General features: G+C 70.0%; 13 protein-coding genes and 1 tRNA gene. 10 read left to right on the top strand and 4 right to left on the bottom strand.

Annotated elements, in window-relative coordinates; genetic code table 11:
• Positions 1–24: 24 nt before the first annotated feature.
• A complete protein-coding gene (qcrB, locus tag A4E84_RS10440; RefSeq protein ID WP_062926287.1) occupies positions 25–1,680 on the top strand; it encodes a cytochrome bc1 complex cytochrome b subunit in 1,656 nt (551 codons plus the stop codon).
• 76 nt (positions 1,681–1,756) lie between these two features.
• Here the strand turns inward: qcrB and A4E84_RS10435 are convergent, their stop codons facing one another.
• On the bottom strand, positions 1,757–2,644 hold the full coding sequence (locus A4E84_RS10435) for a hypothetical protein (protein ID WP_062926286.1): 888 nt from the start codon (positions 2,642–2,644) through the stop codon (positions 1,757–1,759).
• A 115-nt stretch (positions 2,645–2,759) separates the two neighbouring features.
• Between A4E84_RS10435 and A4E84_RS10430 the strand changes: the two genes are divergently transcribed.
• From A4E84_RS10430 to A4E84_RS10405, 6 genes are all read left to right on the top strand, one after another.
• Positions 2,760–3,236, top strand: coding sequence for a GNAT family N-acetyltransferase (locus A4E84_RS10430; protein WP_237304889.1), 477 nt, complete (start codon positions 2,760–2,762; stop codon positions 3,234–3,236).
• Positions 3,237–3,256: 20 nt separating this feature from the next.
• A complete protein-coding gene (locus A4E84_RS10425; RefSeq protein WP_062926285.1) occupies positions 3,257–3,607 on the top strand; it encodes a chorismate mutase in 351 nt (116 codons plus the stop codon).
• 138 nt (positions 3,608–3,745) lie between these two features.
• Positions 3,746–4,294 carry a response regulator gene (locus tag A4E84_RS10420; RefSeq protein WP_062926284.1) on the top strand — a complete coding sequence of 183 codons (549 nt, stop codon included), beginning with the start codon at positions 3,746–3,748 and terminating at the stop codon, positions 4,292–4,294.
• Positions 4,295–4,361: 67 nt separating this feature from the next.
• Positions 4,362–6,854, top strand: a complete 2,493-nt coding sequence (gene pepN / locus A4E84_RS10415) for an aminopeptidase N (RefSeq protein ID WP_062926283.1) — start codon at positions 4,362–4,364, stop codon at positions 6,852–6,854.
• Between the two features lie 612 nt (positions 6,855–7,466).
• On the top strand, positions 7,467–8,867 hold the full coding sequence (locus A4E84_RS10410) for a pyridoxal phosphate-dependent decarboxylase family protein (RefSeq protein ID WP_062926282.1): 1,401 nt from the start codon (positions 7,467–7,469) through the stop codon (positions 8,865–8,867).
• Complete coding sequence (locus A4E84_RS10405; RefSeq protein WP_062926281.1) at positions 8,864–10,276, top strand: lysine N(6)-hydroxylase/L-ornithine N(5)-oxygenase family protein; 1,413 nt, start codon at positions 8,864–8,866, stop codon at positions 10,274–10,276. The genes A4E84_RS10410 and A4E84_RS10405 overlap by 4 nt, the downstream gene beginning before the upstream one ends.
• A 73-nt stretch (positions 10,277–10,349) precedes the next feature.
• Here A4E84_RS10405 and A4E84_RS10400 read toward each other — a convergent pair whose 3' ends face one another.
• On the bottom strand, positions 10,350–12,146 hold the full coding sequence (locus tag A4E84_RS10400) for a bifunctional metallophosphatase/5'-nucleotidase (RefSeq protein ID WP_062926280.1): 1,797 nt from the start codon (positions 12,144–12,146) through the stop codon (positions 10,350–10,352).
• A gap of 161 nt (positions 12,147–12,307) precedes the next feature.
• On the opposite strand from A4E84_RS10400, the gene A4E84_RS10395 reads away from it, so the two are divergent.
• Positions 12,308–13,024 (top strand): SIMPL domain-containing protein, encoded by a 717-nt coding sequence (locus A4E84_RS10395; RefSeq protein ID WP_062926279.1) that lies wholly within the window; start codon positions 12,308–12,310, stop codon positions 13,022–13,024.
• A gap of 163 nt (positions 13,025–13,187) precedes the next feature.
• Positions 13,188–14,609, top strand: a complete 1,422-nt coding sequence (pyk, locus tag A4E84_RS10390; RefSeq protein ID WP_062926278.1) for a pyruvate kinase — start codon at positions 13,188–13,190, stop codon at positions 14,607–14,609.
• A 5-nt stretch (positions 14,610–14,614) separates the two neighbouring features.
• On the opposite strand, the gene A4E84_RS10385 is transcribed toward pyk, so the two are convergent.
• Together A4E84_RS10385 and A4E84_RS10380 are read right to left on the bottom strand one after the other, a co-directional pair.
• A complete protein-coding gene (locus A4E84_RS10385; RefSeq protein WP_062926277.1) occupies positions 14,615–15,361 on the bottom strand; it encodes a helix-turn-helix domain-containing protein in 747 nt (248 codons plus the stop codon).
• 106 nt (positions 15,362–15,467) lie between these two features.
• Positions 15,468–15,542, bottom strand: a tRNA-Leu gene (locus tag A4E84_RS10380).
• Between the two features lie 102 nt (positions 15,543–15,644).
• Between A4E84_RS10380 and A4E84_RS10375 the strand changes: the two genes are divergently transcribed.
• A complete protein-coding gene (locus tag A4E84_RS10375; protein ID WP_062926276.1) occupies positions 15,645–16,301 on the top strand; it encodes an ANTAR domain-containing response regulator in 657 nt (218 codons plus the stop codon).
• Positions 16,302–16,307 lie beyond the last annotated feature (6 nt).

Raw genomic sequence — 16,307 nt, 5'->3', positions numbered from 1 at the left:
GATCCGACGGGGAGGCGACGACGCATGGGCGACGACGGCGCACGACGGGTGTACGGGACGGACTCCGCCCACCGGAGGCCGCCCGCCGGCAAGGGTGAGCAGCTCGCCGACTGGGCGGACGGGAGGCTCGGGCTCTACGCCCTGGCCAAGGCCAACATGCGCAAGGTCTTCCCGGACCACTGGTCCTTCATGCTGGGCGAGGTCACCCTCTACAGCTTCGTCGTGCTGATCCTCACCGGCGTCTACCTCACCCTGTTCTTCGAGCCCAGCATGCAGGAGGTCGTCTACAACGGCTCCTACACGGAGCTCAACGGCGTCCTCATGAGCAGGGCGTTCGAGTCCACGCTGGACATCAGCTTCGATGTGCGCGGCGGGCTGCTGATCCGGCAGATCCACCACTGGGCGGCGCTGGTCTTCATCGCCGGCATGCTGGTGCACATGATGCGGGTGTTCTTCACGGGCGCCTTCCGCAAGCCGCGCGAGCTGAACTGGGTATTCGGCTGGACCCTGCTGATGCTCGGCATCATCACCGGCCTGACCGGCTACTCCCTCCCCGACGACCTGCTGTCCGGCACCGGCATCCGCTTCGCGCAGGGCGCGATCCTGTCGGTCCCGATCGTCGGGACGTACCTGTCGTTCTTCCTGTTCGGCGGCGAGTTCCCGGGCGAGGACATCATCTCGCGGCTGTACCCCGTCCACATCCTGCTGCTGCCGGGGATCATGCTGGGCCTGGTGACCGCCCATCTGATCCTGGTCTTCTACCACAAACACACCCAGTTCCCGGGCCCCGGACGCAAGGAGCGGTCGGTCGTCGGGATGCCCTTCCTGCCGGTCTACATGGCCAAGGCCGGGGGCTTCTTCTTCCTCGTCTTCGGCGTCCTGACGGTGATGGGCGCGATCGCCCAGATCAACCCCGTGTGGGCCTTCGGCCCCTACCGCCCCGACCTGGTCACCACCGGCGCCCAGCCCGACTGGTACCTCGGCTTCTCCGAGGGCCTGATCCGGGTGATGCCGGGATGGGAGATCAACCTCTGGGGCCACACCCTCGCCCTCGGCGTGTTCATCCCCTTCTCCCTCTTCCCCCTCATCCTGCTCGCCCTCGGCCTCTACCCCTTCATCGAGGCGTGGATCACCGGCGACAAACGCGAGCACCACATCCTCGACCGGCCGCGCAACGCACCCGTGCGCACCGGCCTCGGCGTGGCCTGGCTGACCCTGTACACGGTGCTGCTGATCGGCGGCGGCAACGACATCGTCGCCACCCATCTGCACCTGTCCATCAACGCGATCACCTGGTTCGTGCGGATCGGCGTGTTCGTGCTGCCGGTCGCCGCGTTCATCGTCACGAAGAAGATCTGCATGGGCCTGCAGCGCCGCGACCGCGCCAAAGTCCTGCACGGCCGGGAGGCCGGCACCATCAAACGGCTGCCGACCGGCGAGTACATCGAGGTGCACGAGCCCCTCGCCCAGGCCGAGCTGTTCACGCTCACCCAGCACGAGCAGAACCCGCCGTACGAGGTCGGGCGCGAGGTCGACGCGGGAGGCGTCCGCCGCAAGGTCAAGCGCTCCGAACGGCTGCGAGCCCGCCTCGCCAAGGCCATGTTCGGGCCCGACGCGCGGATCGAGAAGCCGACGGTGGAGGAGTACCGGCAGATCACCAGCGGCGATCACCAGCACTGACGGCCAGCCACAGGCCCGCCCCGGACACCCCAGGCCCCCGCGCAGCGCCCGATCGCGAACTTTGGGGCCGCGCTCCCTACGTGTCGCACTCCAGCACGCTCCGGCACAGCGCGCACCGGGCCCGGACCCGGCCCCGTACCGGCACCCTGATCCGCTGGTGGCACGTGGGGCACGGGAACGACACCCGCAACCGGCCGCCCCCGTCCGGGGAGAACGCGTACCCCACCCCCGGCAGCGGCTGATCCGACGACCCGTGCCGCCGGTCCCGGGCGTACCGCCGGCGCCCCGCCCAACCCGCCGCCGTCAGCGGCGGCTGCCGCTCGTCGAGGCGGGCCAGCTCCATCCCCTTCGCGTACGCCGTGTACGCCTGCGCACTGGTGAACCACACCGACGGGTCCTCACCGAAGACCAGCGCCCGCTTGGCCAGCACGTACCCGAACTCCTCCGGCGTGAGATACCCCAGCTTCTGCGACGACGCCCCGTCCTCCCGGTACGCGTCCAGCAGCAGCCACCCCGCGCCCAGATACGTCGTCGCCGTGTCCGTGAGGATCTCGTTGTCCCGGACGCCCGGGAAGGACAGGTCCAGACGATGCAGGTACACGTGCATCACCTCGTGCGCGAGGGCCGCCCCGATGTCCCGCCGATGCCTACGGAACCGGTCGTTCAGCTCCACGAAGTACTCCGGCCCCGCCGCGAGCTCCACGTTCGCCGCGTGCCGCATCTCCCGGAAACTCACGATCAGCCGGGCATCCGGCAGGCGGTAGTGCCGCACCAGCTCCTGTGCCACCCGCTGCGCCCCCATATACAGGTCGTCGGTGTCGCAGAACGCCACGTCGACGGGGAGCACGCTGGTCTCGAACGTCCGGACGGTGTCGTACGACAGCCGCTTGTACAGCGCCGTGATGGCGGCCCGCACCGTCTCCAGATGCGGGTAGCCGTGCTCGACCGGCCCGTCGCTCGCCACGCCTCACCCCCAAGGACGCCCCGGAAACCCGGTTCCACTGTACGAGGACGCGACCCGGCGCGCAGACGGCGAAAACCGGTCGTCACCCCCCGGCACCTCCGGCAGAATCCGCGCCGTGACCAGCGAACAGCACACCGTCGCCGCCTCGCTCCGGGTGGGCGGCCAGGACGACGACCTCGAAAAGCGGCTCGACGAGGAGCTGACCGCCTTCAACACCGCCGCCGCCGACGGCGCCGTCACCGAACCCCTCACCGTCCGCGCCACCGACGACACCGGCGACCTGGTCGGCGGGCTCACCGCCTGGACCTGGGGCACCCTGTGCTCGGTGGACATGCTCTGGGTCCGCGAGGACCAGCGCCACCGCGGCTGGGGAAGCCGGCTGATGCGCGCGGCGGAGGCCGAGGCAGCCCGGCGCGGCTGCACCGACATGATCGTCTCCACGTACAGCTTCCAGGCACCCCGCTTCTACCCGACGCTCGGCTTCCGGGAACGCGCCCGCATCCGGGGCGTCCCCGGCGGCCACGAGGACGTCTACTTCCACAAGCGGCTCTCACCGCCGAAGGATGAGACGGCCGGCGGCCACCCCGCGTGATCCCCGTAGGCTGACGCCCCATGACCACCAGCAACACCGGTTCCCGTGACGCCGACACCGCCGTCCGTGAAGAGCTCGCCCGGCTGCGCGACAGCATCGACAACATCGACGCGGCCGTCGTCCACATGCTCGCCGAGCGTTTCAAATGCACCCAGCAGGTCGGCCACCTCAAGGCCCGGCACCAGCTGCCGCCCGCCGACCCGGCCCGCGAGGCCCGCCAGATCGCCCGGCTGCGCGCCCTCGCCGAAAACGCCAAGCTCGACCCGGCCTTCGCCGAGAAGTTCCTCAACTTCATCGTCGCCGAGGTCATCCGCCACCACGAGCGCATCGCGGACGAGGCGCTGGGCGGCTCCACCACCGGCGCCAACTGACTGCGCGCACGCCCCGGGGGAGTGACACAGCGGCCCGCTCGCGGCATGCTGCGCTGTGCACAGCATGTCAGCTGACGAGCACACCCCGTCAGCGTCCCGGACCTACTCTGGTCCTCCACGAGGGAGGGGCGTCGGGCCATGTCGTCGGATACCAGGATCCTCATCGTCGACGACCACGAGGACACGCTGTACGCGCTGGAGAGCGCCCTGGCCCCGCTGGGCTACCAGCTCGGCCGGGCCACCAGCGGCGACGAGGCACTCAAACAGGTCCTCCGTGGCCAGGTCGGCCTGCTGCTGCTCGACGTGCGCATGCCCGGCGTCAGCGGACTGGAGGTCGTGCGCTACATGCGGCGCGTGGAGCAGACCCAGCACATCCCCGTCATCCTGCTCACCGGCTTCGGCGCCGACCACGAACTGACCACCACCGCCTTCGGGCTCGGCGTCGCCGACCTCGTCCTGAAACCCGTGGACCCCTGGGCCCTGCGCACCAAGGTCCGCTACCTCTACGACGCCCACCGGCGCCATCTCGCCCTCGAACGGGAGGTGCACCACCTGCGCGCCCTCATCGGAGAGCACACCGGGACCGCCGCACACCCCCGCCCCGGACTTCCGCACCCCGACGCGCGCGTACCGACACAGCGGCCCATGGGGGCGCACGCCGGGGAGCTCGAAAAGGACCGCACGTAGACCGGACATTGGGCACGTACCGATCCGCCTCTGTGCCTTGCCGACGCCATCAGGCAGCATGTCACGCATGTCCGTACTGACGCGCGACGAAGCGCAGACCCGAGCAGAGCTCCTCGACGTCCACCACTACACCATCGAACTCGATCTGACCGGCGGAGACGAGACCTTCGACTCCCGCACCCTGATCAGGTTCGCTGCCCGCGTGGACGGGAACACCTTCATCGAGCTCAAGCCCGCCGAGCTGCGCTCCGTCACCCTCGACGGACACCCCCTCGACCCCGAAGCCCTGGACGGCAACCGGCTCGCCCTGCCCCACCTCACCGCCGGCGAGCACGAACTGCGTGTGGACGCCCGCATGCGCTACTCCCGCACCGGCGAGGGCATGCACCGCTTCACCGACCCCACCGACGGCGAGACCTACGTCTACACCCAGCTCTTCATGGACGACGTCCAGCGCGTCTTCGCCGCCTTCGATCAGCCCGACCTGAAAGCCGTCTTCGAACTCTCGGTGAAAGCCCCGCAGGACTGGACCGTCCTCGCCAACGGCATCACCGAACACACCGACGGCGTATGGAAGGCGGCCCCCACACCGCTCATCTCCACCTACCTCGTCGCCGTCGCCGCCGGCCCCTGGCACTCCGTGCGCACCGAGCACCGCGGCCTGCCCTTCGGCCTGCACTGCCGCCGCTCCCTCGCCCCCTACCTCGACGCCGACTGCGACGAACTCCTCGACGTCACACGCGCCTGCTACGACCGCTACCACGAGAAGTTCGACGAGCCCTACCCGTTCGACTCCTACGACCAGGCCTTCGTCCCCGAGTTCAACGCCGGCGCCATGGAGAACCCCGGCCTCGTCACCTTCCGCGACGAGTTCGTCTACCGTTCCGCCGTCACCGACACCGAACGCCAGACCCGCGCCATGGTCATCGCCCACGAGATGGCCCACATGTGGTTCGGCGACCTCGTCACCCTCAAGTGGTGGGACGACATCTGGCTGAACGAGTCCTTCGCCGAGTACATGGGCTACCAGACCCTCACCGAAGCCACCCGCTTCACCGACACCTGGACCGACTTCGGCGTCACCCGCAAGTCCTGGGGTTACGACGCCGACCAGCGTCCCTCCACCCACCCCGTCGCCCCCGAGGCCGTCCACGACACCGCCTCCGCACTGCTCAACTTCGACGGCATCTCCTACGCCAAGGGCGCGAGCGCACTGCGGCAACTGGTCGCCTGGCTCGGCGAGAAGGACTTCCTCGCCGGCATCAACACCCACTTCGCCCGGCACAAGTTCGCCAACGCCACCCTCGCCGACTTCATCGACAACCTCGCCGGCGCCACCGACCGCGACGTCCCCGCCTGGGCCGACGCCTGGCTGCGCACCACCGGCGTCGACACGCTCACCCCGCGGATCACCCCCGGCGAGCACGGCACCTGCACCCTCACCGTCGACCGCGCCGGCAGCCGCCCGCACCGCATCGCCGCCGGCCTCTACGACCGGGACCTCGGCGACGACGGCGGGCAGCTCGTCCTGCGCGAAAGCCTCCACCTGGACCTCCCGCAGACCGACGCCCACCCCATCGGCAAGCGCCCCGCCCTGCTCCTCCTCAACGACGGCGACCTCACCTACGCCAAGGTCCGCTTCGACCCCGAGTCCTTCGAGACCGTCCGCAAGGACCTGTCCGGCCTGCCCCGGCCGCTCACCCGCGCGGTCGTCTGGAACGCCCTGCGGGACGCCGTCCGCGACGGTGAACTCGCCCCCGGCGCCTACCTGGAGACCGCTCGCGCGCACCTCCCGCTGGAGACGGACCTCGCCATCGTCCAAGGCGTCCTCGCCTTCGCCTCCACGTACATCGCCGACCGCTACCTCACCCCCGGCGAGCGGCCCGCCGCACTCGCCACCCTCACCGAACTGTGCCGCGACCTCATCCGCCGCACCGAGGACGGCGACAACCCCGGCCTGCGCCTGATCGCCGTACGCCACCGCATCGACGTGGCCGCCCACCCCGACACCATCGCCGCCTGGCTCACCGACGGCACCGTCCCCGGCGGCCCGGAACTCGACCCCGAGCTGCGCTGGCGCGTACTCGCCCGGCTCGCCGTCCTCGGCGCGACCGACGAGGCCGCCATCGCCGCCGAGCTGGAACGCGACCCCAGCGCCACCGGCCAGGAGGGCGCCGCCCGCTGCCGCGCCGCCCTGCCCGACCCGGAGGCCAAGGCCCGCGCCTGGGAGGCCATGTTCGGCTCCGACGACCTGTCCAACTACCTCTTCACCGCCACCGCCCGAGGCTTCTGGCAGCCCGAACAAGCCGACCTGGTACGCGAGTACGTCACGCGCTACTACCCCGACGCGGTCGCCGTCGCCGACCGCCGGGGCCCCGCCATGGCGGAGGCGGCGGGCCGCTGGGCCTTCCCCGCACACGCCGTCGACACGGACAACCTCCACCTCGGCGAGACATGCCTGCACGACGGCGCCCCGATCCCCGCGCTGCGCCGCAAACTCGTCGACCAGCTGGACGACTTGAAGCGGGCGCTCCGGGTCCAGGGAGCCACGCGGGCCTGACGGCGGGCACGGGGCGTCCGCCCTTCGCCGATGCAGCGGCCTGGCCGCCCTTCCCGCCCCGGCCCACGGGCTCGCAACGCGACCCGGGGCCGGGCCCGGGGGCCCATACGGCGGGGTCCGAGAACCGACCCCCGCGCTGCGCGGCATCGTCTGCGCGGCATCGTCGCCCACCTGGACGACGCGAAGGGGCGCTCCGGACCCAAGGGGACCGGGAGGCCTGACGGCGGGGCTCGTGGCGCGGCGGGCGTCCGTCTCCCGCCGTCGCCTTCCGCCCCGGGCCACGAGGCCGTGACCGGCCCGGGCTCGGGGGCTACAAGACCGGGTTCGAGTACCGCCACCGCGCCCAGAGGCCGGCCCGGCCCCGCTCGGGGCGGACGCCCTGCCGCCGTCGCGGGGGCCCGGCCGCCCCTTCCGGCCCGGCCACTGGACCGTGACCGAGCCGGGGCCCATCCCGCCGGGTTCGAGTACCGCCACCGCGCCCAGCAGCCGGCCCGGCCCCGAGGCCCACACGGCGGTTTCGACAACTGGCATCCGCGTACAGAAGTACCTCCACCCGGGTTGGATCGTTGGGCTGTCCGGGCGTGCCGCCACCCGCGCCCCGGAGGTCAGTCCATGAGCACGCCGCCCCTCGCATCGGGCCCCCACGGCCCGCACGCCCTGCGGCCCTTGCTTCACACCGTGCTCGACGCCCTGGACACCGGCGCCCGGGCGCGCGGCGGGCCGCTGCCCGCGGGCGGCCCGGAGCAGGTCGCGGCGCGGCTGCGGGACGCGGTGGGAGACGTCCTCCCCGACCGGGGCGACCCGCACGCCCTCCGCACCCTGGTCCACGCCTTCGCCCGGACCGCCGCCGACCCCGCCCACCCCCTGTGCGCCGCCCACCTCCACTGCCCCCCGCTCGCCGTAGCCACCGCAGCCGACCTCGCGGCCTCCGCCCTCAACCCCTCCCTCGACTCCTGGGACCAGGCCCCGGGGGCGTCGGAACTGGAGCGGCTCATCACGGCGGCACTGGCCCGGGAGGTCCACGGAAACGGCACACCGGCAACCCCCGACTCCCTCATCACCACCGGCGGCACCGAAGCCAACCAGCTCGCCCTGCTCCTCGCCCGGGAGTCCCACGGAGCAACCGTCCGGCTCGTCTGCGGAGCCAACGCCCACCACTCCCTGCCCCGCGCCGCCTGGCTGCTCGGCCTGCCCCAGCCCGTCGTCGTACCCACCCCGCACGGCACACTCGACCCCGACGCGCTCGACCGGACCCTCACCGGGCTGAACGGCCCGCTGCTCGTCGCCGCCACCGCCGGCACCACCGACGCCGGCCTCATCGACCCGCTGCCCGAGATCGCCGCCCGCTGCGCGGTCCACGGCGCCCGGCTGCACGTGGACGCCGCCTACGGCGCAGGCCTCCTCTTCAGCGACCGGCACCGCACCCGCCTCACCGGACTCGACACCGCCGACACCGTCACCCTCGACCTGCACAAACTCGGCTGGCAGCCGGTCGCCGCAGGCCTCCTCGCCGTCCGCGACAGCCGCGACCTCACCGCCCTGCGGCAACGCGCCGACTACCTCAACGCCGACGACGACACCGAGGCCGGACTGCCCGACCTGCTCGGCCGGTCCCTCCGGACCACCCGCCGCCCCGACGTCCTCAAACTCGCCGTCACCCTCAAGACCCTCGGACGCCACGGACTCGGCACACTCGTCGACCAGGTCTGCGCCCACGCCCGCGAGTTCGCCGCCCTCGTCGACGCACACCCCGGCTTCGAACTGCACGCCCCGCCCGTCATCAGCACCGTGCTGTTCCGGCCCACCGGCGCCACCGACACCACCGTCGCCGCCGTACGCCGCGCGCTGCTCACCGACGGCTCCGCCGTCCTCGGCCGGGCCCGCCTCGACGGCCGGCTCTGGCTCAAGGCCACCCTCCTCAACCCCGCCACCGGGCCCGACGACCTGGCCGCCCTGCTGCACCTCGCGGCAGCGAGCCGAGCCACCCTCGTGGAAGGACACACCCCCCGATGAACCCCGCCCCGGCCCCCGAACCCGACGCCCCCCGCGACCTCGTCGGCATCGGCATCGGCCCCGCCAACCTCTCCCTCGCCGCGCTCGCCCACCCCCTCGGCGGCCTCGACACCGTCTTCTACGACCAGCACCCCGCCTTCGGCTGGCACCCCGGCCTGCTCATCGAAGGCGCCACCCTCCAGGTCCCGTTCCTCGCCGACCTGGTGTCTCTCACCGACCCCACCAGCCCCTGGACCTTCCTCAACTACCTCAGGTCCCGCGAACGGCTCTTCCCCTTCTACTTCGCCGAGCGCTTCCACATCCAGCGCGCCGAATACGACGCCTACTGCCGCTGGGTCAGTGAAAACCTCCCCGGACTCCGCTTCGGCCACCAGATCGACGCCGTCCGCTGGAACCCCGAACGCGACGTCTTCGAAGTCGACTTCACCCAGCTCGACACCGACGGAGAAGCCGAGGCCCTCGGCCGCACCTACGCGCGCAACGTCGTCCTCGGCATCGGGACCGAGCCCTACGTCCCCGACCCCCTCAAACCCCTGGTCGAAGCCCCCGGCGTGCCCGTCGTGCACGCCGCCGACTACCTCGACCACCGCGCCGCCCTCCTCGCCGCCGAGCACGTCACCGTCGTCGGCACCGGACAGTCCGGCGCCGAGATCTTCCTCGACCTGCTCCGCAACAGGCCCGCCGGGCGCGAGAAACTGCACTGGCTGGGCCGCACCGAGGCCTTCGCCCCCATGGAGTACTCCAAGCTCGGCCTGGAGCACTTCACCCCCGACCACACCCGCTATTTCCACGCCCTGCCCGAATCCACCCGCGACCGGCTCGTCGACGGCCAGTGGCAGCTGCACAAAGGCATCGACGCCGCCACCATCGCCGCCGTCCACGACGAGCTCTACCGCCGCACCCTGCACGGCGGCTGGCCCGACGCCGTCCTCACCCCCGGCGTCCGCGTCCGCACCGCCGGCCGGATCGCCACGACCAAAGTCGAACTGCACCTGGAACACACCCTCCAGGACAGCCGCTCCCGCCTCACCACCGACGCCGTCGTCCTGGCCACCGGCTACCGCGAACGCCCCCTCGACCGGATCCTCGCCGGCCTCGACCCCTACATGCGCCGCGACAGCCGGGAACGCCCGCGCATCGACGAGGACTACCGGCTCGTCCTCGACCCGTCCGTCACCGGCACGGTGTACGTCCAGAACGCCGAGACCCACACCCACGGCGTCGGCGCCCCCGACCTCGGACTCGCCGCCTGGCGCAGCGCGATCATCCTCAACGCCGTGACGGGCGGGGAGGCCTACGCACTCCCCGCCCGCACCGCCTTCACCACCTTCGGCCTCACCCAGCGGGCCCACGTCCCGCCGCCCCGCGAGGCACCCGCGCTGACCCCGCTCGTCGACGACCGAAGGTGACGAAGCGCCTGCCTCAGAAGCGCCTGCCTCAGAAGCGCCTGCCTCAGAAGCGCGTGCCTCCGAAGCGCCTGCCTCAGAAGACGGGCGTGCCCTCCCGCGTGAGCTTCCAGTCCACCGCCGCGAAGGCGGCCGGGTCGATCGACCCCTTCGCCTTCACCCAGGCGATCATGGTGTTGCGGATCTCGTCCGAGTTCGACCACAGCAACGGGGCCGCGGCGACATGCGGGAAGTTACCGCCGCCGTTGGCCCGGTAGTTGTTCACCGCGAACACGAACTTCGCGTCGTCCGCGAGCGGCTGCCCCTCGAACCGCACGTTCGTCACCCGCGAACCGGCCGGCTTCGCGATGTCGATCTCGTACGCCAGGCCGCTCACCACGTCGTAGTTGTAGTCCGGCGTGCCGTTCGCGTTCGTCAGCTTCGCCGGATCCACCGCGGCACCCGGCGCGGTCTGCACGAAGTAGTTCGCCGAGTACTCCAGATACGCCTTCATCTGCGCACCCGTCATCAGACGCGCCTCCAGGGTGTTCTCGAAGACGTACAGACCCGCCACGTCCCGGATCGTCACCTCACCGGCCGGGATCCGCGCACTGCGCGAGAAGCACGCCGCCTGCGACAGCACCGGCAGTGCGGCGTGCTCCGTGCCCGCCAGCGCCTGCTTCACCGTGTCCGCCTGGATGTGGTTGATCAGATCGATGATCGGCACGTCCTTGTACGGTGCCTCGACCGACGTCATTTCCGCCGCGTTCGTGCCGATGACCTGGTTGACGTACGCCACGACCTTCTCGTGCTCGTCCCCGAGCAGCTTCGTGATCTTCGGGTCCTCCTCCACCGTGTTGGAGTTCAGGACCTTCGCGCCGACCTTCTCGACCTTCCAGCAGCCCTTCTCCCAGACCAGCTCGAAGTCGAACAGCGTCAGCCGCTGACCCCACTTCAGCGGCTCCGACAGCACGACCCGCTTCCCCGTCTTCTTGTTCGTGACGAAGTACTCCGGGATCTCCGTGTGCGCGTGCCCGACCAGGATCGCGTCGATCCCCGGCACCTGCTCGGCCACCAGACCCGCCGCGTTCTCGATGTACGGCAGCTGGTCACCGTAGGACGACGTCCCCGACGAGCCGCTGTGCGCCGACACGATGACCACGTCCGCACCCATCGACCGCAGCTTCGGCACCCACTTCGCCGCCTGCTCCTCAAGACCCGGGAACGTCATCTTCCCCTGCACGTTCGCCTTGTCCCAGATCGCGATGCCCGGGTTGGTCAGCCCCAGCACCGCCACCTTCACGTCCCGCCCGTGCGGCGTGCGCAGCCGGTGCATGCTGTACGGCGCGAACGCCGGCCGCAGCGTCTTAGCGTCCAGCGCGTTCGCCCCCAGCAGCGGGAAACGGCACTGCTGCTCGAACTTCCGCAGCACCGGGATGCCGTAGTTGAACTCGTGGTTGCCGAGCGCCGCCGCGTCGTAGCCCATGGCGTTCATCGCCTGCGCCATCGGATGCACCGGGCCGCCCTCGGCCGTGATCGGATCGACCTTGGCGTAGTAGTACGACAGCTGCGTGCCCTGGATGGTGTCGCCCGCGTCGATCAGCAGCGTGTTGCGGCGGCCCTTCTCCGCACGGACCCGGTTCACGAGCGTCGAGACTTTCGCGAGGCCCACGTCGTTGTGGTCCTTGTCGTCGAACTCCTTGTCCGTGAAGTAGTCCCAGTTGAAGACGTTGCCGTGCAGGTCCGTCGTCCCCAGGACGGTGAACGCGTACCGCTTGGCGCTCCGCTTCGCCTCGGCCGCCTGCGCACCCGGCGCCGAGACCGCACCGGTCAGCGCCACCCCCGCCCCGGTCACGGCGGACTTCTCCAGGAACTTCCGGCGGTTCAACGGCATGTCTGGCTCCTCGCGGAATCTGTGAACGACGCGCGTAGATAACGCGCGTAGATTCTGACCCGTCCATGACCGGCCGCAACAGACCCGCCAGGTTGCGATCTGATGACTCGGTCCCCACATCTCGCCCCTCTGGCCAGCCAAGACGTGACAGAGTGGGGCGTATGACCGCGCCCACGGCAGACGCCTCCCAGCCCGCCGTCCCCTACGGCACACCCGAGGCCCCCCGCATCGCCGTCCGCGGCGAAGCCCGCCTCGAAGTCGACCCCGAAATCGCCCGCATCGGCATCACCGTCGCCGCCCGCGGCCGCGACCGCCGCTCCGCCCTCGACGACCTCACCCGCCGCAACGCCGGCGTCCTCGACCTCGTCAAGTCCTACGGCGACGCCGTCGAACGCCTGGAGACCGGCGCCTTCTCCATCACACCCGAACTCACCAAACACGGCCGCGGTGAACGCGTCCGCACCTACCACGGCAGTGTCCGCGTCACCGCCGAACTCACCGACTTCACCGCCCTCGGCGAACTCACCACCCGCCTCGCCGACCTCGACCTCACCCGCGTCGACGGCCCCTGGTGGGCCCTGCGCCCCGACTCACCCGCCCACCGCGAGGCCAGGAAGAAGGCCGTACACGAAGCCGTCCAACGCGCCCGCGAGTACGCCGACGCCCTCGGCACCACCCTCTCCGCCCTCGTCGAACTCGCCGACATCGGCGCCGAGAGCACCCCTCCGGCCTACCCCCAGGCCCCCGGCCGCATGCGCTCAGCCGCCTACGCCGGCGCCCCCGAGGAAACCCCGGCCCCCCTCGATCTCGAACCCCAGCGCCAGCGCGTCCACGCCCAGATCAACGCCCGCTTCACGATGGTGCCGCCGCAGCTGTAAGCCCCCGGGCGGATATCCGAAAACATGCACGAATTTCTTCCGGGTGCTCATCGGAGCACCCCGCCGCACAATTCAACACTTGTCAATAACGCTTAACGCAAAGTCTGTTGGGCGGCCATGCCCGCCCCATTCCCTACCAGTCGGTAACTCATAAGCTCGTGCCATGCGCCGAGCCAAAATCGTCTGCACCCTAGGACCCGCCACCGACTCGTACGACCAGATCAAAGCCCTGGTCGACGCCGGAATGGACGTAGCCCGCTTCAACCTCAGCCACGGCAGCCACGCCGAACACGAGGAGCGCTACCAACGGGTCCGCAAAGCCGCAGACGAGACCGGCCGCAGCGTCGGCCTCCTCGCCGACCTCCAAGGCCCGAAAATCAGGCTCGGCCGCTTCACCGAAGGCCCCGTACTCCTTGAACGCGGCGACACCTTCACCATCACCGTCGAAGAAGGCGTCGAAGGCGACGGCCAGATCTGCGGCACCACCTACGCCGGCCTCGCCGACGACGTCACCACCGGCGAACGCATCCTCATCGACGACGGCAAGGTCTGCCTCGAAGTCACCGGCGTCGACGGCCCCCGAGTCCACACAACCGTCCTCGAAGGCGGCGTGATCTCCGACCACAAAGGCCTCAACCTCCCCGGCGTCGCCGTCTCCGTACCCGCCCTCTCCAAAAAGGACGAAGACGACCTCCGCTGGGCCCTGCGCACCGGCTTCGACGTCATCGCCCTCTCCTTCGTCCGCACCGGCCGCGACATCCAGGACGTCCACCGCATCATGGACGAAGAAGGCCGCCGCCTCCCCGTCATCGCCAAAGTCGAAAAACCCCAAGCCGTCGAGAACATCGACGACATCGTCGACGCTTTCGACGGCATCATGGTCGCTCGCGGAGACCTCGGCGTCGAAATGCCACTGGAGCAGGTGCCGATCGTCCAAAAGCGCGCCATCAAACTGGCCAAACGCAACGCCAAACCGGTCATCGTCGCCACCCAGATGCTCGACTCGATGATCGACAACGCCCGCCCGACCCGCGCCGAAGCATCCGACGTCGCCAACGCCGTCATCGACGGCACCGACGCGGTGATGCTCTCCGGCGAGACCAGCGTCGGCAAACACCCGATCGACACCGTCCGCACGATGGCCCGCATCGTCGAAGCGGCGGAAGAGGACATCCTGGCGAAGGGCCTCCCGCCCCTGACCGAACGCAACAAACCCCGAACCCAGGGCGGAGCGGTAGCCCGGGCTGCCGCGGAAATCGGCGACTTCCTCGGCGCGAAATTCCTGGTCGCCTTCACCCAGTCAGGCGACACCGCCCGCCGCCTCTCCCGCTACCGCTCCCCGATCCCCCTCCTCGCCTTCACCCCCGACCAGGCGACCCGCTCACAACTCGCCCTCACCTGGGGCGTGGAGACGTATCTCGGTCCCTGCGTCGACTCGACCGACGCGATGGTCGACCAGGTCGACGAGCTACTGCTGCGCTCCGGCCGCTGCGAGAACGGCGACATGGTCGTCATCACGGCAGGCTCCCCGCCCGGCGTCTCCGGCTCGACGAACATGGTCCGGGTCCACCACATCGCGGAGTAGCCAGGTCAGTACTTGGGGCCGACGTGGGCGTCCATGAGGGCGACGGAGGCTTTGCGGGCGACGGAGATGTTGCGCGTGTTTGCCATCTTCCATTCGACGCCCACCTGGTCGAGCGCCGCGGTGAAGAGGCGGATGATGTCGGCGGAGAGGTTGGTGAGGAAGTACCGGGGATATTCGTAGCGCTTCTGCTCACCGCCGACGAGCCGGGTGGTCCAGTTGGTGATCCGGCAGCCGTCAGAATGGATGAGACCACGGATGAACTCCCAGGGGTGCGCGTCGACGATGGCTTGCTGCCAGGGTTCCAGGGCGATGTGGCGTTCGTGCTTCTTCCCGGGTCCGTGCTGAGGGAAGAGGCGCGGCCAGTGTCTGCTGTAGCTGACAACCGAGACGTATCCCTGTGCCTGGGTGCGAGAGGCGCACCCGGTCGGGTTGATGGCGCGCACGGCAATCTCGCATGCCTCGATCAGACCGGGCCACGAGTTCGCGCACGCGATTCTCAGGTAATAGCCGGTGCCGCGAGGGTGGCCACTGATGCAGCCATCGCCGAGATAGAGGCCCAGCAGGTAGGCGTACTTGCACTCGTCGGCGGGCGGTCCGGGGTCCGGCGGCACCATGCGGGGCAACGGTTCCAGGCGGTTCTGCCAGCTGCGGATCGCAGCCCGTGAGATGCCTGTCTCGCGGCTCACCGAATTCAGGCTGCGGCCCTGGGTCACCAATGCGAGTGCTCGCTTGCGTGTGCTGATGTCGTACATGGGATCACTGTGGAACCGTGATCACGTCGACACGCAGCAAAAAGCGGATGTTCACGAGAACGTGGACATCCGCTTCGAAGTGGTGACCTTGGAAACCAAGGAAAAGTGCCCCGGGTCGGACTCGAACCGACACTGTATGGGTTTTGAATCCATTGCCTGCTGCCAATTGGGCTACCGGGGCCCGGTGAATCCAAGGTTGACCTCGACCCACTGCCTGACCACCATACCGCAGCTAGGTACGCTCTTGGGAGCAGTACCGGCCTGCCCCTACCAAGGAGCCCACGTGAGTGCCCCCGAGTCGCCCCAGCCTGTTGACGTGCCTGAAGAGGACAAGTCGCACGTGCCTCCGTTGACGACGCGGGTCGTCATCGCCGAGGACGAGGCGCTGATCCGGCTCGATCTCAAAGAGATGCTGGAGGAGGAGGGGTACACCGTCGTCGGTGAGGCCGGGGACGGTGAGCAGGCCGTGGAGCTGGCCCGTGAGCACCGGCCCGACCTCGTCATTCTCGATGTGAAGATGCCGAAGCTGGACGGCATCTCGGCGGCTGAGAAGATCGCGGAAGAGAGCATCGCGCCGGTGCTGATGTTGACCGCGTTCTCGCAGCGGGACCTCGTGGAGCGGGCCCGGGATGCCGGTGCCATGGCGTACCTCGTGAAGCCGTTCAGCAAGACGGACGTCGTGCCGGCGATCGAGATGGCCGTTTCGCGGTTCACGGAGCTGAAGGAGCTGGAGAAGGAGGTCGCCGACCTCACGCTCCGGCTGGAGACGCGCAAGCTGGTGGACCGGGCGAAGTCGATTCTGCAGACGGAGTACGGGCTGTCGGAGCCGGCGGCTTTCCGGTGGATCCAGAAGACGTCGATGGATCGCCGGATGTCGATGCAGCAGGTTGCGGAGGCGGTTATTCAGGACGCCGACGAGAAGAAGGCCAACAAGGGCTGAAGGCCC

This window comes from Streptomyces qaidamensis, assembly GCF_001611795.1.
Taxonomy (GTDB): domain Bacteria; phylum Actinomycetota; class Actinomycetes; order Streptomycetales; family Streptomycetaceae; genus Streptomyces; species Streptomyces qaidamensis.
This window is presented reverse-complemented; position numbering and strand designations above follow the sequence as displayed.

Bases quoted from the DNA above. Each gene is read 5' to 3' on its own strand.
- qcrB (WP_062926287.1), top strand. From the start codon at position 25: ATGGGCGACGACGGCGCACGACGGGTGTACGGGACGGACTCCGCCCAC.
- A4E84_RS10425 (WP_062926285.1), top strand. From the start codon at position 3,257: ATGACCACCAGCAACACCGGTTCCCGTGACGCCGACACCGCCGTCCGT.
- A4E84_RS10420 (WP_062926284.1), top strand. From the start codon at position 3,746: ATGTCGTCGGATACCAGGATCCTCATCGTCGACGACCACGAGGACACG.
- pepN (WP_062926283.1), top strand. From the start codon at position 4,362: ATGTCCGTACTGACGCGCGACGAAGCGCAGACCCGAGCAGAGCTCCTC.
- A4E84_RS10410 (WP_062926282.1), top strand. From the start codon at position 7,467: ATGAGCACGCCGCCCCTCGCATCGGGCCCCCACGGCCCGCACGCCCTG.
- A4E84_RS10405 (WP_062926281.1), top strand. From the start codon at position 8,864: ATGAACCCCGCCCCGGCCCCCGAACCCGACGCCCCCCGCGACCTCGTC.
- A4E84_RS10400 (WP_062926280.1), bottom strand. From the start codon at position 12,146: ATGCCGTTGAACCGCCGGAAGTTCCTGGAGAAGTCCGCCGTGACCGGG.
- A4E84_RS10395 (WP_062926279.1), top strand. From the start codon at position 12,308: ATGACCGCGCCCACGGCAGACGCCTCCCAGCCCGCCGTCCCCTACGGC.
- pyk (WP_062926278.1), top strand. From the start codon at position 13,188: ATGCGCCGAGCCAAAATCGTCTGCACCCTAGGACCCGCCACCGACTCG.
- A4E84_RS10385 (WP_062926277.1), bottom strand. From the start codon at position 15,361: ATGTACGACATCAGCACACGCAAGCGAGCACTCGCATTGGTGACCCAG.